The organism is Pedobacter nyackensis, from assembly GCF_032678475.1.
GTDB lineage: Bacteria > Bacteroidota > Bacteroidia > Sphingobacteriales > Sphingobacteriaceae > Pedobacter > Pedobacter nyackensis_A.
Genome location: NZ_JAVTSF010000001.1, coordinates 1,525,875 through 1,549,470 on the forward strand (window position 1 = coordinate 1,525,875; position 23,596 = coordinate 1,549,470).

Annotated in this window: 19 protein-coding genes; 9 read left to right on the top strand and 10 right to left on the bottom strand. The window is 39.6% G+C overall.

Features of this window, described 5'->3' with window-relative positions:
- Positions 1-74: 74 nt before the first annotated feature.
- Entirely contained in the window at positions 75-935 is an 861-nt protein-coding gene (locus R2Q84_RS06160; protein ID WP_316815654.1) for an RNA polymerase sigma factor RpoD/SigA, read from the bottom strand.
- Between the two features lie 179 nt (positions 936-1,114).
- Between R2Q84_RS06160 and R2Q84_RS06165 the strand changes: the two genes are divergently transcribed.
- Positions 1,115-1,582: an Lrp/AsnC family transcriptional regulator gene (locus R2Q84_RS06165; RefSeq protein ID WP_316815655.1), complete on the top strand. Its 468-nt coding sequence runs from the start codon at positions 1,115-1,117 to the stop codon at positions 1,580-1,582.
- A gap of 135 nt (positions 1,583-1,717) precedes the next feature.
- Here R2Q84_RS06165 and R2Q84_RS06170 read toward each other — a convergent pair whose 3' ends face one another.
- Positions 1,718-3,253 carry a glycoside hydrolase family 10 protein gene (locus R2Q84_RS06170; RefSeq protein WP_316815656.1) on the bottom strand — a complete coding sequence of 512 codons (1,536 nt, stop codon included), beginning with the start codon at positions 3,251-3,253 and terminating at the stop codon, positions 1,718-1,720.
- 82 nt (positions 3,254-3,335) lie between these two features.
- Complete coding sequence (locus R2Q84_RS06175) at positions 3,336-3,782, bottom strand: KTSC domain-containing protein (protein ID WP_316815657.1); 447 nt, start codon at positions 3,780-3,782, stop codon at positions 3,336-3,338.
- Between the two features lie 147 nt (positions 3,783-3,929).
- On the opposite strand from R2Q84_RS06175, the gene R2Q84_RS06180 reads away from it, so the two are divergent.
- The 6 genes from R2Q84_RS06180 to R2Q84_RS06205 are packed head-to-tail and all read left to right on the top strand — an operon-like array spanning position 3,930 to position 11,978.
- Positions 3,930-4,268: a hypothetical protein gene (locus R2Q84_RS06180; protein ID WP_316815658.1), complete on the top strand. Its 339-nt coding sequence runs from the start codon at positions 3,930-3,932 to the stop codon at positions 4,266-4,268.
- A 30-nt stretch (positions 4,269-4,298) separates the two neighbouring features.
- Positions 4,299-5,039 carry a response regulator transcription factor gene (locus R2Q84_RS06185; RefSeq protein WP_316815659.1) on the top strand — a complete coding sequence of 247 codons (741 nt, stop codon included), beginning with the start codon at positions 4,299-4,301 and terminating at the stop codon, positions 5,037-5,039.
- A gap of 4 nt (positions 5,040-5,043) precedes the next feature.
- Positions 5,044-6,399 carry a HAMP domain-containing sensor histidine kinase gene (locus tag R2Q84_RS06190; RefSeq protein WP_316815660.1) on the top strand — a complete coding sequence of 452 codons (1,356 nt, stop codon included), beginning with the start codon at positions 5,044-5,046 and terminating at the stop codon, positions 6,397-6,399.
- A 58-nt stretch (positions 6,400-6,457) separates the two neighbouring features.
- The gene (locus R2Q84_RS06195; protein ID WP_316815661.1) at positions 6,458-7,723 is read left to right on the top strand and encodes a TolC family protein; all 1,266 of its coding nucleotides are present in this window, start codon (positions 6,458-6,460) and stop codon (positions 7,721-7,723) included.
- A 7-nt stretch (positions 7,724-7,730) separates the two neighbouring features.
- A complete protein-coding gene (locus tag R2Q84_RS06200) occupies positions 7,731-8,840 on the top strand; it encodes an efflux RND transporter periplasmic adaptor subunit (RefSeq protein WP_316815662.1) in 1,110 nt (369 codons plus the stop codon).
- A 27-nt stretch (positions 8,841-8,867) separates the two neighbouring features.
- Entirely contained in the window at positions 8,868-11,978 is a 3,111-nt protein-coding gene (locus tag R2Q84_RS06205; protein ID WP_316815663.1) for a CusA/CzcA family heavy metal efflux RND transporter, read from the top strand.
- Between the two features lie 35 nt (positions 11,979-12,013).
- On the opposite strand, the gene R2Q84_RS06210 is transcribed toward R2Q84_RS06205, so the two are convergent.
- The gene (locus tag R2Q84_RS06210) at positions 12,014-12,535 is read right to left on the bottom strand and encodes a hypothetical protein (RefSeq protein ID WP_316815664.1); all 522 of its coding nucleotides are present in this window, start codon (positions 12,533-12,535) and stop codon (positions 12,014-12,016) included.
- A gap of 398 nt (positions 12,536-12,933) precedes the next feature.
- Between R2Q84_RS06210 and R2Q84_RS06215 the strand changes: the two genes are divergently transcribed.
- Complete coding sequence (locus tag R2Q84_RS06215; protein ID WP_316815665.1) at positions 12,934-13,632, top strand: zinc metallopeptidase; 699 nt, start codon at positions 12,934-12,936, stop codon at positions 13,630-13,632.
- Between the two features lie 3 nt (positions 13,633-13,635).
- Here the strand turns inward: R2Q84_RS06215 and R2Q84_RS06220 are convergent, their stop codons facing one another.
- Both R2Q84_RS06220 and hutH read right to left on the bottom strand, forming a co-directional pair.
- Positions 13,636-15,636, bottom strand: coding sequence for a urocanate hydratase (locus R2Q84_RS06220; RefSeq protein ID WP_316815666.1), 2,001 nt, complete (start codon positions 15,634-15,636; stop codon positions 13,636-13,638).
- A gap of 43 nt (positions 15,637-15,679) precedes the next feature.
- Positions 15,680-17,257, bottom strand: a complete 1,578-nt coding sequence (hutH, locus tag R2Q84_RS06225; RefSeq protein WP_316815667.1) for a histidine ammonia-lyase — start codon at positions 17,255-17,257, stop codon at positions 15,680-15,682.
- A 76-nt stretch (positions 17,258-17,333) separates the two neighbouring features.
- Between hutH and R2Q84_RS06230 the strand changes: the two genes are divergently transcribed.
- Positions 17,334-18,230, top strand: coding sequence for a LysR substrate-binding domain-containing protein (locus tag R2Q84_RS06230; protein WP_316815668.1), 897 nt, complete (start codon positions 17,334-17,336; stop codon positions 18,228-18,230).
- Positions 18,231-18,233: 3 nt separating this feature from the next.
- On the opposite strand, the gene R2Q84_RS06235 is transcribed toward R2Q84_RS06230, so the two are convergent.
- The 4 genes from R2Q84_RS06235 to R2Q84_RS06250 all read right to left on the bottom strand — a co-directional run bounded on the left by R2Q84_RS06235 (position 18,234) and on the right by R2Q84_RS06250 (position 23,539).
- Positions 18,234-21,431: a PAS domain S-box protein gene (locus tag R2Q84_RS06235; RefSeq protein ID WP_316815669.1), complete on the bottom strand. Its 3,198-nt coding sequence runs from the start codon at positions 21,429-21,431 to the stop codon at positions 18,234-18,236.
- Positions 21,432-21,650: 219 nt separating this feature from the next.
- On the bottom strand, positions 21,651-22,103 hold the full coding sequence (locus R2Q84_RS06240) for a carboxymuconolactone decarboxylase family protein (RefSeq protein WP_316815670.1): 453 nt from the start codon (positions 22,101-22,103) through the stop codon (positions 21,651-21,653).
- A 66-nt stretch (positions 22,104-22,169) separates the two neighbouring features.
- Positions 22,170-23,012, bottom strand: coding sequence for a sigma-70 family RNA polymerase sigma factor (locus tag R2Q84_RS06245; RefSeq protein WP_316815671.1), 843 nt, complete (start codon positions 23,010-23,012; stop codon positions 22,170-22,172).
- A gap of 5 nt (positions 23,013-23,017) precedes the next feature.
- Positions 23,018-23,539: a TlpA disulfide reductase family protein gene (locus tag R2Q84_RS06250; protein WP_316815672.1), complete on the bottom strand. Its 522-nt coding sequence runs from the start codon at positions 23,537-23,539 to the stop codon at positions 23,018-23,020.
- Between the last annotated feature and the right edge of the window lie 57 nt (positions 23,540-23,596).

A 23,596-nucleotide genomic window follows, 5' to 3' on the forward strand; every position in this document is an offset into this window, starting at 1 on the left:
TTAACAAATATAATAGGTAAAATAGTTTTACAAAACCATTAAGTATTTTTCTGACTTAATTACAACAAATACGTTTAGATGTATTCCATCATATAAGCTCTCGGTTTTTCCGAACGGAGTGTTTTCAGCGCCTTATCCTTAATCTGCCTAACACGTTCTTTACCGAGGTTCATCTTACCTCCTATTTCGTCGAGACCAATTGCGGTATTACCACCTAAACCGTAAAACATAGAAAGAATTTCTTTTTCCCTTTCCGGCAATCTTTTCATTAATCGCTTAATATCGATTGAAACAGAGCTCTGCAATACTGTCGTATCTGTTTTTTCCGTATTTGCATCTTCAATGGTTTCTGCAAGTGTAAAGCCCGATTCTTCTGCTATTACCGCATCTAAAGAAGCTGTCATTGGTGCATAAAAAAGGTAATCTACCACCTTTTCTTCAGGCAACTCGATAAATTCACAAACCTCTTCCAGACTAGGCTGTCTTTCTAACTTTTGTTCCAATTCTCCCATTGCCTTATTGATTCTCATGATTCCGCCAATTTGGTTTGCGGGTAAACGTACCATCCGTTTTTGTTCAGCGATGGCAATCATAATGCTCTGGCGGATCCACCATACAGCAAAGGAAATAAATTTAAAGCCTTTGGTTTCATCAAAACGTTGTGCCGCTTTAATTAAGCCCAGATTTCCTTCCGCTATCAGATCTGACAAACGAATGCCCTGGTTCTGGTATTTTTTAGCTACAGATACTACAAAACGTAGATTAGACTTCACCAGACGGTCTAATGCTGCCTGGTCACCTTTTCTGATCTTCTTAGCCAGTGCGATCTCTTCTTCAACGCTCAGCAGGTCAATCCTTGCAATATCATACAAGTATTTTTCTATCGAGTCCGAATCCCGGTTGGTAATGGACTGCTCTATCTTTAATTGTCTCATCGTGGGCAAGGTCTGAAGAAATGAGTTTCAGATCAATGGATAGACTTTATTTCCGATTATTTTACGGAAAATCGATTAAAAATTTACAACTTTTACGGAAATTAAAGTCTATGTGTTCGTTTTTTTATTAATTTCGAAATCTCGGTGTAATAGGTACACTTTAAGCTAATTAACTTGTAATGAATAACACAGACCTGGACAAAACAGACATCGGCATTTTAAGACTTTTACAACAGGATGCATTGCTGAGCAATAAGCAATTGGCATTGGAATTAAACAAATCGACTGCCACCATTCATGAGCGGGTACGGAGATTAAAATCCGAAGGATATATCAAACGCTCGGTTGCTATTCTTGATGCAAAAAAGATCGGTAAAAGTCTCATAGCCTACTCTCAGGTACAGTTAAAAGAGCATACCGATAACGCTTTAAGTGGTTTTGAAAAAGAAGTTGTAAAATTCCCTGAAGTCATGGAATGTTACCATATGACAGGTGCTTTTGATTTTATCCTCAGGATTGTAATCTCTGATATGGATGCCTACCATCATTTCTTAAGAAGTAAGCTGGCGCAACTCAGTAACATCGGCACTGTACAGAGTTTTTTCGTAATGTCTGAGATTAAAACAGAATCGGCTTACCCGCTTTAACCTCTTTTTTCTTCAACAATAAAAATCACCTTCTCCGAAAAGGCCTCAGCACTTTTTCCCTTCAGAAAAAACCGACTGAAAGGAGCTCAACGAGACCATTAAAATTAACAACGGTCTCTGAGTTAAATGTCAGCCTTAGAGAAGAACGGTTATTTTTACACTTTCGTTGCCCGTACGATCAACAGCCGTAACCGCAATCTTACTTAATTTAATACCACCTTCAACTGCCGTTTTAATAAGAAACCGATCATTTCGGTTCAGTATTACAGACTTCCATACATTGCCGTACTTGTAATATACAACCCATCTGAATACGTCTTTAGCATCAATATGACTCCAGCTTATCTTCCACTGACCTTGCTTTAATTCCGTTTTTACATCTGGTGAAACCGGCGCTTTATCATCCAGCCATGAAGTAGCCGGCACAAGCGCCTGTTTTTTATATGGGCCGTCAGCAATCCCCTTTAGCAACTTTTCATGTTTAACTAAACCAGCGATACTCCAATGTGCTGCACCCGGACTATTGGGCAACATCCCACGGGTAATCATAATCTGATTTACAATTTCATCTACATTCCTATCATCCCCCCCGAGAGATATATTCATACCCGGCCAAAGATGTCTGTTCATGGTATTCTCATCTGCCCACCAACGGAGCAATACTGGAAAACTTTGCGCAGGGCTCTTAATGGTCCAGTATAATTGTGGCATAAAATAATCGATCCAGCCTTTATTTAACCAAAGCTTTGCATCGGCATAAAGCTTTTCAAATTGATCCATTCCCTGAACAGAGGCTGGATAACCTGGCTTCCAAATGCCGAAAGGACTCAGACCAAACTTTACATATTTCTTTTCCGCCTTGATTTCTTTATATATTCTCTCTACAAACTGATTTACATTTTGTCTGCGCCAATCGCCACGACTTAGTTTACCTCCAGTTTTCTGATAAGCGGTCCAGCTTACATCATCTGGGAAATCAGCGCCACCATTATAAGATTCATAGGGATAAAAATAATCGTCGAAATGTACGCCATCAACATCATAACGCTTTACGATGTCCTTTACTACGGCGGAGGCGTGATCCTGAGTACCTTTATTAGACGGATCCATCCAGTACTGCCCGTCTTTTAATTTCACAACGAGGTCAGGTCTTTTCTTAACGATAGACTGATCGCTGATTACCTTACCTGTGGTATGGTGTGCACGATAAGGATTTAGCCATACATGTAATTCCAGTCCACGATCGTGTGCAGCATCAATCCAAAACTGTAGAGGATCATAATATGGATTAGGTGCCTTCCCTTGCTTTCCAGTAAGAAAAACCGACCAGGGCTCAATATTACTTTTATAAAAGGCATCAGCCTGCGGCCTGACCTGGAATATCACAGCATTAAAATTATTCTTTTTTAAAAGATCAAGTAAAACGATGGCTTCCTTTTGCTGATCTGCCGTACTTAAACCTGGTTTAGAAGGCCAATTGATATTAGCTACCGAAGCAACCCATGCGGCACGAAATTCCCTGTCCACCTGCGGTGGTTTGTCAGTAACATTCTTTGTTTCAGAAACAGGCGCTACAATTTTCTTGCTGGTACCGCAGGAATAAAACAAAAACAGGCTGCAGCAAGATAATGCCAACAGTCTTTTTTCAAAATTCTTAAATGATATTTTCAATAGTTTGTCCCTTTATTGTATATAACAAAGCTACAAACTATTATCCGTCTTAACCTATAGGTAAAGAATTTATTACGAGCAGTTAAGCCGTTTGTAATTTGGCTATATTTCTGTAAGGAAAAGAGCCAAAAATATGGCGACGAGCAAAACGGCCTGGTGAATCTGCGTTTACCAGTTTCACATAAATAGCTTTAGGCACACCAAAATATTCATAAGCACTACCATCCAAAAATTGTACAGTAAGGACTAATCCAGCCCAGTTATAATCAGCAATACCGCAGTTTGCCGTAGTTTGCGTATATTCATCAATAGAAAGTGCAAGTGTTTCAGGTGCTATGCTCACCAAAAAGTGATAAGCTTCAATGATTTCCTTACTTTTAGTTTCGGCTTCCAGTTTTGCCTCTTCGCTGTCCTGAAACTTGTCAGGGTGCCAGTCTTTCATTAAATTCCTGTAAATGGATTTCAATTCTTTCAATTCGGCATCCTTTTGTACACCCAATAGTTTTCTGTAATCAGTGATCTTCTTCATAAAATTTGCGCAAAGGTAAGGAGATTAACTTGTAATTGCATTAATTTTCAATTATTTATCAGACACAGTCGTTCTTCATCTGTTCTTCATTCTATTACCTCAACTTTACATCAACAACTAACGATAAAAATTTAAATTAAAAACATCATGAAAAAGTTATTAGGATTAATCGCAATTATGGCATTAGGTTTAACAACAGCATTTGCTCAAACACCGGCAGCCGTAAAAACTACACCAGCAAAAAAAATGGTTACAAAAGAGGTAAAAACTGTTACTGTTCCGGCAAAGCATCATGCTAATGCTGCTACGACAGCCGCTGGCGCTACCAAAACCAAAGTAGAAACACTGAAAAAAGATGGTACACCGGATATGCGTTTAAAAGAGAACAAAACAAAAGCTGTTGCAAAAACCAGTGCTCATATCAAAAAAGACGGCACACCAGATATGCGTTTCAAAGCAAACAAAACTGCTAAAAAAAGTAAATAAGAGATTCAAAAACTACAAAAAGAGCTGCCAATGGCAGCTCTTTTTATTTGTAATAACCAATTATTAACACCTTCTGCTATATTTGCCAGTATGCCAAAAATTGGATTAGCAGAAGATGACTTGAAAATAGCCAGCCTGATTAAAACTGGTTTGGAGGAAAATGGCTATGCCGTAACGATAGTAACCGATGGGCAACTCGCACTGGAAACCTTCCATCTTATTGCGCCCGACCTTGTCATTCTCGACATTATGATGCCGGGATTAAACGGAATAGAAGTTTGTCGGCAATTGAAAGCCAGCAATAAAAAATTACCCGTTCTCATGCTTACCGCACTCGGATCTATTGATGATAAAGTTACCGGACTCAATGCCGGAGCTGATGATTACCTGGTAAAACCCTTTCATTTTAAAGAGCTCCTGGCTCGAATCGCTGCATTGCTGAGACGATATGAACCACAGGACATCGAAGTGAATAATCATTTACTAAGCTTTGAAGACATCACCCTGGATACCTCAAGTAAAGAAGTTCAGCGTGCAGGCATACCAATCACTTTAACTGCCAAAGAATTCACTTTACTGGAGTTGTTTTTACGTAACCCTAATCGCTTACTTTCCCGCCAATATATAGCCGAAAATGCCTGGGACGTTAATTTTGATACTGGCACTAACGTAATTGATGTATATGTAAACTTTTTACGCAATAAAATAGAAAAGGGGTTTGGCAGGAAACTGATCCACACCAAAATTAATATGGGGTACATCCTTAAATGATACCATGAAGATAAAAGACCGTCTGGCATTATATTTTACATTGATTAGTACACTAACACTGCTGATCGTTCTTTGTGCGGTTTATTTCATGTTTCTCAAATTTATGGAAGCCGATTTCTTTACCAGACTGAAGGACCGGGCGATGGTTACTGCGAAACTCTATCTGGAAGCAGATGAAATAACAGCGGATTCATTAGATAAGGTTCGCAGCCAATACCTTGAGAAACTAAATGGAGAGGTGATCAGAATTTATAATTCAAAAAACACGGCCATTTTTATTGGCGACAAACAGCAATACTGGGATAATGCAACTATAAACAAGGTTAGAAAACAAAAAAAACTACAGTTTAAAGACGGCAACAGGCAGGTTGTAGGTATTTTTTACAAAGATAACCAAGGCGATTTTATCATCCTTGCATCTGCCGTCGACAAGAGCACCTTCTATCGTTTAGAAAAGCTCCGTAATATTATGGTCATCACTTTTGTCATCATATTTATCCTGTTGCTGATTTCCGGAAGATGGATATCAAAAAAAATATTGAACCCCTTAGACCTCTTCATTGACGAGGTAAAACAAATCAAATCCAACAATCTCCATTTCCGCGTTCAGGAAGGAAAAAACAAAGATGAAATCTATTTACTTGCTAAGAATTTCAATGTACTTATAGAGCACCTGGAACAGGCTTTTGTACTTCAAAAAAGCTTTATTGCAAATGCCTCACACGAATTAAGGACTCCGGTAACGAGAATTATGATGACCTCAGAACTATCGCTGTCTCAGGAAAGGACCAACAAATCTTATCAGGAAGCACTGGTATCTGTAATGGAAGATGCTGAAAATATGGACAAGATCATCAGTGGTCTCGTTGATTTGGCCCAGGCGGATCTTGAATTCGGAAATCAACAATTATCTGCTATTCGCCTGGATGAAATGCTTGTAACCATTGCACAGGAATGGAACAAGAAGGGAAATAAACTTTCCATTAGCATAGAAGACCATCATGATCCGGAACGAAGTTTTCTAATCTTAGCCAACGCTACACTAATGCTCATTGCCATTAACAACATCATTTCCAATGCATTTAAATTCTCTGAGCAACAGGAAGTCAGCTGTCGGCTAAAACTTTCTGATACACATATTATTATTTCTGTTACTGATCTTGGTCCCGGAATAAAAACAGCTGTGTTACCTGAAATATTTAAGCCATTTTACAGCTTTTCGGAAAAAATGCCAAACACAGGTAACGGAATGGGCTTGTACATGGCGCACAAAATCATTACACTTTTTAAAGGAAGCCTGGAAGCATATAACGAAAAAGAACAGGGAGCGACATTCCTGATCCGTCTTCCAAAACTTTAATCCCATTTTAATTCCGTTTTAATTTGCGTTTAATTCCGTCGGAATAGTTTTGTTTCAGATGAAAACAACAACTATCCTGATCGGCTTTCTGATCTTCGGACTCGCAAAAGTTAGCTGGGCTCAAGACTCCTTAAGGCTAGATCTTCGCCAGGCAGAACAGCGGCTTATCAAAGAAAATTATCAGCTGATTGCACAGAATTACCAAACGGAACAAGCAAAAGCAGATATCATTACAGCGAGGCTGTTCGACAATCCGGAGCTCAGTTACGAAAATCTGTTTTACAACAGGGAGACCAAAAAATTCTTCGAAACCTCTATGGCCACCGGACAATATGCCGCATCACTGTCTCAACTTTTCAAACTTGCAGGTAAAAGGAATAAAAACATACAGCTGGCTACCGCAGGTGCAAAAATATCTGAATATGAGTATTTCGACCTCATGAGAACCTTACGTTATGAACTGCGAAGCACATTTTATAAGGCTTATTATTCTGGTCAGTCGGTCTTAGTATATCAGCAACAGATCAATGCATTAAAAAAGTTGCTAAGTGCCTCTGAACAGCAACTGCAAATGGGCAACATCGCCGTAAAAGATGTATTGCGAATAAAATCCCTGCTTTACAACTTACAAACTGAATACAGCACATTACTGAATGATATCGAAGACCTGGATAGTAAAATCAAACTAATGACAAATATTAAAGCAGACATCCCGCTAAAGCTGGAGCTTAGTACTACAAAACAAACCTTCGACCTTAAAGATCATCCTTATATCAGTCTGCTGGATTCCGCAAAAAACAATCGTGCCGACCTTCAATTGAGTAAAGCAACAATCCGTTATACTGAGCGTAATCTTAATCTGCAGAAAGCCATGGCAGTTCCGGATGTTGAGCTTTCTTTAAGTTATGATTTAAAAGGTAACTATCCTGAAAAATATACAGGTTTTGGTATAAAAATTCCCATCCCTTTGTTCAATAGAAACCAGGGAGAAATAAAAAAAGCAAGAGTCGCCATTGCAGCCGGCCAGAACAACCTTAATCTGCAGGAAGCCAGTCTCGAAAATGAAGTATATAACAGCTATAAATCTGCCGCAAGAATAGAGGAATTATACCAGAGTATGGATCATCAATTTAACGCCGACTTCCAGAAACTGATTACTGAAGTAACAAAAAACTTCAGCAGCAGAAATATCAGCCTGATCGAATTCCTGGACTTCTACGATTCGTATAAAGAAAACACGCTTCAGATGAATACGCTTAGCTACGAAAGAATGAATGCCAAAGAAGAAATCAACTATGTCACAGGATCATCCATATTTAAATAACAGCCTCATGCAAAGCCTCCAAAATAAAATCAAGCTATTCAATCAACTTTCATTACTTGGCGGACTAATAATCTGCTTACAAAGTTGCACCAGTTCAAAAGAAGCTCCTTTGGCAGCAGAAAAATTCAGTGTTGGGGATTCATTAATCAGCAAATTACTTATTGATACAGTTCAGGCGCCAAACAGTAAGACAGATCTATCCTTCTCCGCAAAAATTACGGCCAACGAAGAACGTAAGGCAGACGTATTTCCAATGTTAAGTGGCTCGGTCACCAATGTACCGGTCCGTTTGGGCGACCATGTAAACAAAGGACAGCTGCTTGCCATTATGGCCAGTTCTGATATGGCTGGATTAGACAAGGAGGCGATTAGTTCCTCAGCTGAATTGCGCAATGCAGAAAGGGCTGTTAAGCAGGCCCAGCAACTTTTCGACAGCGGATTAAGTTCAGCAAGAGAACTTGAAGAAGCAAAGAATGAATACCTGGTCAAACAGGCTGAAGATAGACGGGCGCAAAAAACACTCAAGCTGAATGGTGGCAGTACAAATGGAAATTACACGGTAAAAGCACCATTATCTGGCTTTATCATTGACAAAAATGTATATGCCAATATGCAGGTACGACCTGATAATGACAAGAGTTTATTCACGATAGCCGATCTTTCAACCGTATGGGCAATGGTGAATATTTATGAATCCGATATCTCCAGAATCAAAGAAGGTGATCTGGTCAGCGTTTCACTACTCTCCTATCCGGAAGAGGAATTCAATGGGAAAATCGATAAAATTTATAATATGATCGATAATGAAAGCAGAGTAATGAATGCCAGGGTAAGCATCCCGAACCCCGGTTACAAACTGAAACCAGGTATGATGTCTACAGTAAAAATCTCAGCGAGTTCAGGAAGTGACCTGCCAGTAGTCAATTCCAGAGGGATCATTTTTGATGAAGACAAGAACTATGTCCTGGTGCTGGACAATAACAATAAACCAAGAATTCAGCAGATTGAAGTCGGCCGCAAAACAGCGAACAAAACCTATATCAGTAAAGGCTTAAATGCTGGCGATCGTATCATCGCTTCTAAACAGGTTTTCATCTATGAGAGCCTGAAAAACTAATTCTATTCATCCATTCTAAAAATTGCAATGAATAAATTCATTAAGACCGTCATAGGCTTTGCACTAAAAAATAAGTACTTTATTTTCTTCGCCACATTTATTATGATGCTGGCTGGCTACATCAGTTTTAAGAAAACAACCATAGAAGCTTTTCCGGATGTAACCAATACAAACATCACTATCATTACACAATGGCCTGGCCGTAGTGCAGAAGAGGTCGAAAAGTTCGTTACCCGTCCGTTGGAGATTGCCATGAATCCTACTGAAAAAAGAACCAGTATCCGCTCCTCCTCTCTTTTCGGATTGTCCATTGTAAAGATCACATTCGACGATGATGTCGACTATGCATTTGCGCGGGTCCAGGTTAACAATCACATTGCAGAGGCTGATCTTCCTGAAGGACTTCAGCCAGAAGTACAACCGCCCTATGGCCCTACTGGGGAAATATTCAGATATACACTCAGCAGTAACCAAAAAACCATACGGGAATTAAAAACGATTCAGGATTGGGTAGTCCAACGCGAACTACTTTCCGTCCCTGGCATTGCGGACGTAGTGAGCTTTGGTGGTGAAGTAAAAACATATCAGATTACCGCGGATCCTCAAAAGGCCATTCAATATGGTGTAACTGCAAATGAACTTTTCGAAGCTGTATCAAAAAGTAATATCAATGTCGGTGGTGATGTTATTGTTCAAGGTGGTCAAGCCTATGTAGTCCGAGGTATTGGTGTATTGAACAACATCGATGAGATCAGGAATGTAGTGGTCGACAATTTTAACGGTACACCAGTATATGTTAAAACCATTGCTGAAGTTTCGGAGTCAGCATTGCCACGGCTGGGTCAGGTTGGAAGAGACCAGGATCCGGACGTTGTAGAAGGAATTGTGGTAATGCGCAAAGGAGAAAACCCAAGCGAAGTTATTGGCAGGTTAAAAGAGAAAATCACAGAGATCAATAATAGTGGACTGCCTGGTGATGTGAAGATCAATCCTTTCTATGACAGAGAAGATCTCGTCAACTATGCCACACATACCGTAATGGGAAATATGTTGGAGGGGATCATATTTGTAACGGTTATTGTTTTTCTATTTATGGCCGACTGGCGAACAACATTAATTGTATCTATCATTATTCCCCTTGCCCTGTTATTTGCATTCATCTGTCTCAAGCTAAAAGGTATGTCGGCAAACCTGCTATCTATGGGCGCCATCGACTTTGGGATCATCATTGACGGGGCCGTTGTCATGGTAGAAGGAATATTCGTAGCGCTTGATCACAAAGCCAAATTGGTAGGGATAACCAAATTTAATAAGATGAGTAAGCTTGGACTGATCAAAAAAGCATGTCTGGAAAACGGAAAAGGAATATTCTTTGCAAAGCTTATTATCATAACAGGCCTACTCCCCATTTTCACTTTCGAAAAGGTGGAAGGTAAAATGTTCTCACCATTAGCATGGACTTTAAGTTTTGCTTTACTGGGAGCACTACTGCTGACTTTCACCCTTGTTCCAGCAATGGCAAGTATACTGCTAAAGAAAAACGTCAAAGAAAAACACAACGTCTTCCTGGAATTCCTCACCAGATACACCCTCCGTTTTTATGAAAAATGCTTTAAATTCAGGAAACTGGCTTTTGGTTTATCCATTGTCCTGCTTCTTGCCGGATTGTTTAGTTTCAAGTTTCTGGGTACGGAGTTCCTGCCTACCCTGGATGAGGGCTCCATCTACGTAAGGGCAACTGGTCCATTAAGTATCTCCCTTGATGAAACTAAAAAGCTATCCAATGAAATGAGAAAAATCTTCCTGAGTTTTGAAGAAGTCAAACAGGTCATGTCACAAACAGGAAGACCAAATGATGGAACAGATGCTACAGGTTTTTATAACATGGAGTTCCATGTGGACATCTATCCGAGAAAAGAATGGAAACGCAAACAAACTAAAGAGGAACTGATCGCCCGTATGCAGGATAAGCTAAAGGGATTCCCCGGCATCAGTCTGAATTTCTCACAACCCATTTCCGACAACGTAGAAGAAGCGGTTTCAGGTGTTAAAGGGTCAATCGTTGTAAAAATGTTTGGTGATGACTTTAACTTCATTGAAAAAGAAGAAGAGAAGATTGAAAAAATTCTGAAGACTGTTGAGGGAATTGAAGATCTGGGCATCCTTCGTAACCTGGGACAGCCGGAACTGCAGATCAACCTGGACCAGAAAAAGATGGCACTTTATGGTGTAAGTACTGCCGATGCAAATGCCATTATTGAAATGGCCATTGGTGGAAAAGCTGCCACGCAGATATTTGAAGGAGAAAAGAAGTTCGATCTGATTATTCGCTACCCTGAAGATTTCAGAAATGATGAAATTGCCATTGGAAACCTGATGATCCCAACAATATCAGGTGCAAAAGTACCATTAGGCGAAATTTCCAGCATCCGGAAAATCACTGGACCCAGTATGATCTATCGCGATAAACACCAACGTTATGGAGCTATAAAATTTTCCATTCGTGGCAGGGATATGGGAAGTGTGATTGAGGAAGCACAACGTAAGGTAAATGCAGAGATTAAACTGCCTAAAGCATATAAACTGGAATGGGCAGGTGATTTCGAAAATCAACAACGGGCAACAAGCAGGTTATCACAAGCAGTGCCCATTAGTCTATTGCTCATTTTCTTTATTCTCTTTGTTTTGTTTGGAAATATTAAAGACTCCCTCCTTGTGCTTAACAATGTTCCATTTGCAATGATTGGAGGAATTATCGCACTGCTGTTGACTGGAGTCAATTTCAATATTTCTGCAGGGATCGGATTTATCGCACTATTTGGGATTTGCGTTCAGAACGGCGTAATCCTGATCACCAAATTCAAAAGTAATATGGCCGAACTAAAGCATCGCCCGGACTGGAGCTTTTCTGAAGCAATAAAAGATGGGGTGGCCAGCAGATTACGTCCGGTAATCATGACCGCAATGATGGCGGCAATTGGCTTAATGCCGGCTGCACTATCAACCGGCATCGGCTCCGAAGCTTCTAAACCATTGGCTATTGTTGTGATCGGTGGATTGATCACCAATACAATTTTTAACCTCTTTATTTATCCTGTTGTATTTTACTGGTCTTACCATAAAAAAGCAGAACAATAATACTTGCTTTGAATCAAAGCTAATTGAGAATTCAATTAGCTTTGATAAGCATAAACCATTCGCTTATTAGTATGTAATTTATCGTTTACACGTTTCAGATGGTCTTTAAATAAATTATGATCTGTATCACTGGCTGCAGTCAACACCGCCTGGCGATACTGTTCTTTCGCAACAGCCAAATCCTGTTGCATCTCTGCATTCAAGCCCAAACGCCCGTAAATCTCAGCCTTGCATACTCCCGGCACATTTAAAGCCTTTTCAGCAATAAGTTCCACCGTTTTATACATTTTCATGGTAATCAACAATTCCAGATAATGTACATATACATCTGGAAACTCAGCTTCCAGATCAATACATTTTTTAAAATTGTAACCAGCTGTCTGGTAATTTTTAAATTGATAGTAATAAAAACAGCCCAACTGATAGTATGCTCGTGCATACTCTGGGTCAATATTGATAATCTCGTTAAAAAAGTGAAGTGCCTTTGGCAACTCACCGTAATTTAGTTCTTCTACTGCCTGCAGATATTTTTCGTCTACAGTATATAAAATGTCCATAAGGATATATTTTTTGCTAAGCGTTATTGTCTTAACAATTGATTTTTTAAAATAATTAATTTGAAAACTGTGCTTGAAAGCTTGTTAAGCAGCAAAAGGCACTAGTGACCAGAGAGAAAAATAAAGCACATGCCCCTATCCATTAGCCAATAAGACTGGCTATTCTGGTTTTTCCGGATATGTTGTATACGTAACATGGCTTTGTATTTTTTTACAAATATAGACATTTATCTGTATCTGCAAGAATTTAAGCATGTTAAGCATATTTCATAACAAAACCGGTGCAGACCAAAGCTGAATTAAAACGTTCAACAAACCAGAGCGACTAATTTCCGTTAACTGAACGAAAACCAATTCTTAATTTGATTGTTATTGATGTAACGTTTAAAAATAAGAATATGGGATTAATGGGTTACTATCTGATTGCTGGAATCATGTTTATTGTTGGCCTTATTGTAAGCAACAGGCTCAAAAGTAAATTTAACGAATACAGTCAGATTGGGCTCCGGAATGGGATGAGCGGTAAAGAGATTGCACAAAAAATGCTTGCCGACAACGGCATTTACAATGTGCAGGTAATTTCAACTCCAGGTCATTTGAGTGACCATTATAATCCACAAGATAAAACAGTGAACTTAAGTCCAGACGTATACGAAGGACGAAGTATTTCAGCAGCAGCAGTTGCGGCGCATGAGTGTGGCCATGCGGTGCAACATGCTACTGCTTATCCTATGCTTGCTTTTCGTAGTAAAATTGTCCCTTTGGTAAATATCAGTTCTCAGTTATCACAATGGATCATACTAGCTGGACTCGGCTTTTTATTTGGTGCCGCAAATCCCACGATCTTACTTGTTGGTATTGTCCTGTTTGCCATCACTACCGCGTTTACCATTATTACGCTTCCTGTCGAATATGATGCAAGTAACCGTGCATTATTATGGCTGGAACGAAACAACATTACTACCCCTGCTGAACATGATAAAGCTGCAGATGCACTTAAATGGGCGGCCAGAACTTATGTTGTAGCAGCAATTAGTTCAGTTGCAACCCTGCTTTATTACATCTTGCTGTTCGTGAACAGCAGAGACCGTCATTAATATTTACAATAAACCATCCAATAGACCATCATTAACTAAGTGTGGAACTGTAATATTTAATGTTGGCGTCCTTTGCATTTCTCTTTCGATAGCAAAGCGGGCTTCTTTGTTCCTGGCCCAGCTTCTTCTTGCGATTCCATTGTTTACATCAAAAAACAACATATTCTTAAGCTTTGTAGTTGCTGCTTCAGTACCATCAAGCACCATTCCAAAACCACCATTTATAACTTCTCCCCAGCCTACGCCCCCACCATTATGAATGGAAACCCAGGTTGCCCCTCTAAAGCTATCACCAATTACATTATGAATAGCCATATCAGCTGTAAAACGGCTACCATCATATACATTACTGGTTTCTCTGAAAGGAGAATCTGTTCCGCTAACGTCGTGATGATCTCTGCCCAGTACTACCGGTGCAGATAACACCCCTGTTTCAACAGCTTCGTTAAAACGCTCTGCTATTTTAGCACGGCCTTCGGCATCCGCATATAATATCCTGGCTTGTGAACCTACAACCAGCTTATTTGCACCAGCTTCTTTAATCCAGGTCACATTATCCTGAAGTTGTTGCTGTATTTCTACAGGAGCTTCCGCTTTAATCTCTAACAATACTTCCATAGCAATCCGGTCCGTTGTTTTCAGATCTTCCTCACCGCCGGAAGTACATACCCATCTGAAAGGGCCAAAACCATAATCAAAGCACATAGGACCTAATATATCCTCCACATAAGAAGGGTACTTAAAATCTATGCCATTGGCAGCCATTACATCTGCTCCTGCTCTGCTGCATTCCAATAAGAATGCATTGCCATAGTCAAAGAAATAAGTTCCCTTCGCGACATGTCTGTTTACAACAGCTGCATGCCTGATTAATGAAGCCTGTACGGCAGCTTTGAAAGCTTCTGGCTCCACTGCCATCATATGATTGGATGCTTCATAAGTTAGACCGGCAGGATAGTATCCTCCCGACCATGGATTATGTAATGATGTTTGATCTGATCCGATTTCAACAAAAATCCCTGTCTCATCAAAACGCTCCCAAACGTCAACGATGTTTCCTATATAAGCCAAAGAAACTGTTTCCTTTCCATCCTGTGCAGTTTTTATCCTTGCAACCAACACATCCAGATCTTCAATCAGCTCATCAACCCAGCCCTGCTCATGCCTTTTACGGGCTGCAACAGGATTTATTTCTGCGCAGACAGTAATGCAACCTGTAATGTTACCGGCCTTTGGCTGTGCACCGCTCATTCCTCCTAATCCGGCAGTCAGAAAAATTCTACCGGCCGGGCTTTCAGCTGTGCCCAGTTTCTTTCTGAAAGCATTCATCAGTGTAATGGTTGTACCGTGTACAATACCCTGTGGCCCAATGTACATATAAGAGCCGGCAGTCATTTGTCCGTATTGTGTTACACCTAATGCACTATATTTCTCCAAATCATCTGGTGATGAATAATTAGGGATCATCATTCCATTGGTAACCACAACCCTTGGCGCGGCCGGCGACGAAGGAAACAATCCTTGCGGATGCCCACTATACATATTTAACGTCTGCTCATCTGTCATCCTGGCGAGGTATTGCATAGTGAGCAAGTATTGGCCCCAGTTCTGAAATACGCCACCATTTCCGCCATAAGTAATCAGCTCATGTGGGTGCTGGGCAATTGCCGGATCAAGGTTATTCTGAATCATCAGCATCACGCAGGCCGCATGAAGACTCTGGAACGGGTACGCTGAAACCGGGCGTGCATACATCTCGTAATCTGGTCTGAAACGATACATATAAATGCGACCATATGCTTGCAGTTCGGCTAAAAACTCTGGAGCCAGCGTAGCATGCCATTCTTCAGGAAAATACCTTAAAGCGTTGCGAAGAGCCAGTTTTTTTTCTTCCTTACTCAGTATGTCCTTCCTTACGGGGGCATGACTGATCTGTGTATCATATTTTTTTTGCGCAGGTAGTTCTTTTGGAATTCCCTGTAGTATTTGTTCCTTAAAATTCATTGTAGCCAGATTAAATAGATAAATAAGCTTCGGGTCCTATCGTTTAAAAATTTTCAAACTGACCTGAAAACGCAGTGGTATTAACAACATTTTCCTGCGCTGCTATTTCTGTTGCAATTTGTAATATCGTACCATTCTGCACCATCTCAATTGCTTTTTCCATCATTTCATACATGATCTGATCTTCCTCCAGGTGTTCAATTTTTGAACGTACAAAATCATGCACTGCTGTTACCATTTTCCCTGATTTTAAAGGTGCATGATAATCCATTGCCTGTGCTGCACAGAAAAGCTCTATACCTAAAATTTTCTCTACATTTTCAATCACCTGCAGCGCTTTTCTTCCACTGATAGATCCCATACTTACGTGATCTTCCTGGCCTAAAGAGGTAGGAATACTATCGGCGCTGGCAGGGAAACAAAGTCCTTTATTTTCACTTGCTAAAGCAGCGGAAGTGTATTGTAAAATCATGAAACCGGAGTTCAGACCTGTTTCACGCATCAGTAATTTAGGGACACCTTCCGTATTTCCTTCCAGAGAAAGATAAATTCTGCGGTCTGATATATTCCCAATTTCAGAAGCTGCAAGACAAGCATAATCCAAAGGCATTGCAATAGGCTGTCCGTGGAAGTTACCGCCACTAATCGTCAGGTCTTCACTAAATATAATTGGATTATCAGTTACCGAATTGATTTCAATTTCCAGCGTATCCTTCAAATGTAACCAGGCATTTCTGGAAGCACCATGAACTTGAGGTATGCAACGTAAAGAATAAGGATCCTGCACCTTTGCACAATCCAGGTGCGAGTTTACAATTTCAGAATCTGCTAAAAGATTCCTGATATTGGCAGCAACATGCTGATTCCCTGCATATGGCCTTAACTGATGCAACCCCTCATCAAAAGGTTTTACCGACCCCATTAAACCTTCCAGCATCATCGCAGCAGTAATATCAGCTGTAGCCAGCACATTGTGAAAACGGGCAACTACTTTTACAGCATGTGCCGCAATAAACTGGGTTCCATTAATTAAAGCAAGGCCTTCCTTAGCACTTAACGCTATCGGCGAAAGTCCAAATTCTTTTAACAGGCCTTCGGTTGCAACAATATTACCTTTGTAATGAACTTTACCCAATCCAATCAAAGGGAGAAAAAGATGCGATAAAGGAGCCAAATCACCCGAAGCACCTACAGATCCTTGTTTTGGAACCATCGGGATCACTCCTGTTTCCAGGTGCCAGATCATACGGTCAAGCGTAGCCTCCTGTATACCTGAGTATCCTTTGGCTAGCGCCTGCAACTTAAGTACCAGCATTAATCTGGAAATCTCCTCATCTATTGGCTCTCCAACGCCTACAGCATGGCTTTTAAGAATATTTTCCTGAAGTTTCTTAGTATCATCCGCAGAGATCATTGAAGTACACAACGGGCCAAACCCAGTATTAATGCCATAAACGGCTTTATCTGAAACAGCTATTTTCTCAACAATAGCACTACTCTCTTTTATTTTTTGACGGGTTTCAAGGTCTAAAGCACCTTTCAATGTTCCTTTACTGATTGCCAGCGCTTTACTAACTGTAAGGAAATCTGAACCGTAATTAAAAATCTGATTAACACTCATATCTAAAATCATTTACACAAATATAACCCCTATCTTTGATACTTATAAATACCAATTACATCATCAACCAATAACTATGAGTTATCAAATAGAACTCCGACACTTAAAATATTTTCAGGTTCTTGCCCAGGAATTGAAGTTTAGAAAAGCTGCAGAGCTATTGTTTATTTCGCAGCCCGGACTTAGCCGGCAGATCATGCAGATGGAAGAAATTTTTAAGGTAAGTTTATTTGACCGCAGCAAGAAAAAAGTGGAACTCACAGCAGCTGGACTATATTTAAAGGAAGAGGTCGACTTTATTTTCAATCACCTGGAGACAATCAGGCGTCAGCTCGACAACATTAGTCAGGGTAAAGAAACAGAATTGCGTATAGGATTCTTAGGTTCTGCTGCACAAAAAGTAGTGCCAGAGCTGGTGTTAAGGTTAAACCAGGAATATCCCGGCATCCAGACTATTTTAGATGAAATGCCCAATAAATTACAGATAGAGCAACTGGAAAAGGACAAATTAGACCTGGCCTTTGTACGTTTGCATCGCTTACCAGAAGGCATTTCCCGACATTTGGTACACCAGGATACCTTTGCCATGGTATTACCGATGAACCATCCGGTAACCGAGGCTAATTTTAACAGTGTAAGAGATTTTAGCCAGGAACCCTTTATCTTTTTTTCGAGTGAGGACAGTCCCTTTTATCATGACCTGATTACGAGTATTTGCGAGGATGCCGGCTTTCGACCTAAAGTTTTCCATAAATCCGTTAATGCGCTTACCATATTTAAATTAGTCGAAGAAGGTCTGGGTGTAGCAATTGTACCCACATCCTTGCAATATGGGTACAATTTAAATGTAAAATTCATTGAGCTAAAAGACATTCCGCAAAGAACAGAACTATATGTAGCCTGGAAAGAATCCAATAGAAATCCTGCTTTAAAAAACGTAGTAGAACTTCTGTTAAGGGAAAATGATATTTAATACTTAGGAATCCTTAAGTAGTTCCGGAATCGTAAAATAAAAAGTAGTTCCTATTCCTTCCTCACTTTCCACCCACAATGCTCCTCCATGTTTTAAAACGAAATCATTGCAAAGACTTAGTCCGAGACCAGTACCTTTTTCGCCCGAAGTACCAAAAGTAGTGTAGTTTGAATTCTTGTTAAACAACTCATCAATTTTATGTTTTGGAATTCCAATTCCGTTATCTTTAACAGAAAAGAGGACACCATTATCGTTACCCGCCACTTTAAGTCCGATCCTCCCTCCTGTACCGGTAAATTTAACTGCATTAGAAAGTAAATTTCGGATAATCGTTTCCAGCATCCCGGTATCTGCATGTAGCAGCAGATCCCCCTTCAGATTAGGGACAATGCTGATATTTTTCTTAACGGCCATAGGAGAAACCGTTTGAATACACTTCTCAATAAGGCCGTCAAGATTCTTAATTTCTACAGGATTAAAACTTACCGCATTGAATTGGGATTTCGCCCAGGTAAGCAAGTCTTCAAGTAATACATTCGCATTCGACAATTCAGTTTTCATCATCGAAAGGTACGAATGCACTTCATCGGCAGAGCTTGATTCAAAATCATCGAGTGTCAGATCCAGTAATTGCAGACTTCCTGATATAGGATTTCTCAAATCGTGCCCAATAATCGAAAAGAGTTTATTTTTTTGCTCATTTGAAGCCGTTAGTTCTGTATTTAGGGCTTGTAATGCATTCTCATGAAACTTTCTTCTTGTTACATCTCTCATACTGCCCTCCGTACCGATGATCACACCATTTTCTACGTTCAGTTTAGCGTTTACTGATGCATAACGCAACTCTTCGTCTTTGGTCTTCAGTCTGACTTCAAAATCAATAACAGTACCATTGATACGCAATTGTTCAATAATCCGCTCCCTGTCCTGAAGATAATAATAGAAATCACCAACAGGTCTTCCAATTATCTCGGTACGGAGATAACCTGAATGCTGGGCAATTGAAGGACTGATTTCAGTAACAATGCCTTCCTGGTTGGTTTGATAAAATACATCCTGTACATTTTCAAAAATGGTACGGTACTTCTTTTCACTCAATACCAGGTCATTTTCAATTTCTTTTCTTTTCGTAATGTCTTCAATCTGTGATACGTAATGGAGTGCTTTTCCTGTGCTATCATAAAGCATTGTGGCTGCGATAACTACCCAAATGGGGCTTCCATCTTTATGCAGGTATCTTTTTTCGTATTTTACTTCTTCAATTTTACCAAGTGCCAAATCTTCTAAAATAGCCTGACTACCTTTAAGATCATCAGGATGAGTCAAATGCTGAACGCTAAGCAACTTCATTTCGTTCTCTGTATAGCCGAGCATATGACATAAACTTCTATTTACCCTCTCCCATTTCCCCTCCGGACTAATCAGCGCCATTCCAACTAATGAGTGTTCAAAAGCCTGTTTAAACTGAGCTTCACTCTGATACAACTCTTCTTCAAGTTTAATCCGCTTCGTTACATTAAACGCTACTGCGCCGACCATACCTCCCTCTCCATCTTTAAAGGGAAATTTATAGGTCTTATAGTGTTGTGGATGTCCATTTCTATCTCTTACTGTTTGATGGTATTCCTTGTTTTCACCAGTTTTCAATACATCTTTATTCTTTATTAATGCTATCCTGGCTATCTCATGACCAAAAATTTCTTCAAGGGGCCTGCCAATTATTTCAGGAGTAAAATGAAGTGTATCAAAAAAGCATTTATTGGCATATCTTAAAAAATTATCATCATCCGCAATCCAGCACAATCCTGGCAATTCATCCATAAATGCATAAAATCTCTTCTCATTCATCGTAAAAACACTATGCTCTGTATTATTCGTAATATCAGAAATCACATGGTCCAGTTCTAACGCCGATTTTGAGAGGTATTCATGTAATATCACCTGGTCTTTCTCGGAACAATGGTCTTTCAATAATTCAACCAGTGACATAATTCGCGTTAAAGGCCCTCTAACCTTATGTGAATGCATCCAGGCAATATCAACCAGTTTTTTATTTTGATCTTCAATCTCCTTGATATAATTCCTGTTTTTAGTCATGTCTCTTTGGATAGAAACCCAATGTGTAACAGCTCCGGTATGGTCAGTAACGGGACAAATATTAACACTTACATCATAAGCTTTCCCATTTTTGGTATAATTGATCAGCTCAACATTACATGGCTGCTCATTTTTTACGGAGGTGTTGATCTTTTTTAATCCTTGTTGGGCATGGTTAAATCCATGAAAAATATCGGGAGTCTTTCCAATTAACTCTTCCCGACTAAAACCAGACATATCCACCAATGCATCGTTAACATAAATAATAACGGTCCCCGACTCAGCAGCGTCTGTAATTACAACTCCATCAGTAGTATTAATGACCACAGATTCCAGTAGCTTAGACCAATGTTCCTCTTCTACTACCTTTGTGACATCCTGCATCGCACCAATCATACGATAAGAACGTCCCTTCTCATCCAAACCTATGTATCCCCTATCTAAAATATGTTTGTAGCTACCGTCGCCACACAAAAAACGGTACTGATCTTCCCATCTCTTCAGTCCTTCCTCTAGGTGTCTGTCAAACTCTGCAACAACCCTTTCCCGGTCTTCCGGATGAATATTATTTTTCCACCAGTCTATATCTGTAACCGGACCTATCCCCTCATACTTGAGAATCTCGTTTATTCCCCTGTTCCAACTTAACTGACCTGTATTGATTGTATAATCCCAAATCACGTCGTTTGTTGCCTCCGAAACAATATTATACCTTTCGACGCTCTCCATGATCTCTTTCTGACTTTCTACACGCCTGGTAATATCATGTACAAGAACAACTCTGGCTTGTTTATCATCAAATTCAATCTGACTACTTTCAATTTCCACATAAAGCAGTTCACCACTTTTTTTTACATGTCTGAAAGTATTTTTATAGAATTCTCCCGTTTTAATATTTTCCTCCACGACACTTTTAGCCATATCTATATCTTCTGCAGGAATGATAGCCGTTATTGTCATGGTTAAAAACTCTTCCTTTGAAAATCCGTAAAGTAGTGTGGCGGCAATATTTACATCCAGAAAACAGTAAGTATTTACATCATAGACCCACATAGGTAGTGGGGACTTTTCAAATAAATTATAATAGCTCGCTTTTTTTTCCATTTTAGTCCTTAAACTTTCGCTTGTTACCAAACGAAATGTAGTATTATTTGAACTAAGAACACATCAGAAATTATATTGATTTAATTAAATTCAATTGAACAACCTTACAAAACACTTATTCAAAGAAAGTTACAGCATTAATATTTTTATTTTTTTTTAAGAATACTAACATCTACTGCTACTATTTAGTGCAGTAGATGCCATTGTAGCTTGCAAAAGCTACTGTTTAACCTGATAATTCCCTGCAATAGCTCCTGTTGATTTCACGATCCTGTTCCAGGAATTGATTTGTGCAATCGCCAACGTAAGACTGGCTATTTCCTGTTTACTAAAATGTCTGGATAATACTTCATGCGATTCATCAGCGTCAGTTTCCGCTTTCATATAAGTAAGCAATTCAGCAAAAGCTAAAACGGCCTGTTCTTTAGGTGTGTAATAGGGAGCCTCCCTCCATGCTGAAACAGAGATCATCCGTTGAATGGTTTCACCTGCATGCAGTAACTCTTTGGAATGCATATCCAGACAATAGGCACATCCGTTAATCTGCGAAACCCTAAGTCGCATCAACTCCAGCAATGAATGATCTAATCCGCAGTTACTTAGATAAGCTTCCACCTGGTGCATTGAAGCCATCAATCCATGTGGCAGTTCGTTATTTTTAATTCTTTCCATTGTAGTATATTTTTAAAATCAATAACAAGACAAAAAATAGCTACACAATGTGACAGGTATTTAAAATTAATTTAAGTTTTTCAATTTATCGGGATTTCTGATGATATAAGCGCTGGAGATCTGATCATTCACAAGTGTAAATATCATACACTTGGCAAGAATACCGTCCTGATAGTATAGCAAAGCTGGTTGTTGATTAATGATACCATAACGTACAACCGCATGCTCATAAAATCTGGTGTAAAGACCTTTCAGTAATGCCGCTACAGACTTTTTACCAAATACCGGTTTGATGGCCGCACGAGCTTTACCACCTCCGTCAGAAATAGACACGATATCATCGTTTAACATAGCTTCCAGCCTCTCCATATCACCCGAATGAAGGATATTGAGATAATTATTTAAAAAGGACTTAGACACACTATTATGAGTCACCGGTTTTGGGTCGCCAATGCTTTTCCTGGCCCTCGTTAAAAGTTGCCGGGAAAGATCTGGTTTAATATCAAGCACTTCGGCAATCTCAGCATGCTCATAATCAAACGCTTCTTTTAAAATAAAAACAGCCCTCTGCCTGGGATTTAGTTTCTCCAGCAAAACCAGCAGTGAATATGAAAGGAGTTCCTTTTTACTGATTCCACTATCCGCACTTTCCATCTCAACAGGCTCCGGAAGCCATTCTCCGGGATAATTAACAACACGCTTATTTAAACTCTTCTTTTGATTGATGGCCCGGTTAATAACCATTCGGATCAGATACGATCTAGGGTTGTCTATTTTAGCTTCATCCAGCCCCAGATATTTTATCAACACATCCTGAACAACATCGTCCGCGTCATCAACAGAGCCACAAATGTTGTAGGCATAAGTTTTTAATAAGGGTCTTAACCCCGCAATCAGTTCAGTATTCATTACAATTACTTACCTGCAGCTTGCTTTTTCAGGTTCTCATCGATCAGGGTTACCATTTCAGCAAATTCTTTTTCCGAATATCCGACTGACTGGTAAATGATCTTACCTTCCTGATTAACAATAATATTTCTTGGAATAGACTGTGTCGCAAACTGCTTAAATATATTGCGGTCAGCATCCGGAAGTATAGGAAAAGTAAAACCCTTTTTCTCTTTATAAGGAATCAGCTTATCCCATCCTTCTTCACGTCCAAATACAAAAAATGCGAACCCTTCATTATCGTTATGTTTTTCCCATATCTGCTTTTGAACTAAAGGTAATTCTTCATTACACGGCGGACACCAGGTGGCAAACAGGTTGATCAAAATCAATTTTCCCTTATAATCCTTGATATTTACCATTTTCCCCTTCTCAATTTCGAAACTGAACTGCGGTACAGTGTCACCAATTTTTATCAAAGTTGACTCATCTTGTTGTGCTATTGCAGCAAAAGGCAACAAAAGGAACAAGAAATATAAAAGACTCATTTTCATCGGATTTCCATTAAAGGTTCCTTACAAAATTAATAAAAAACATTTACTAGT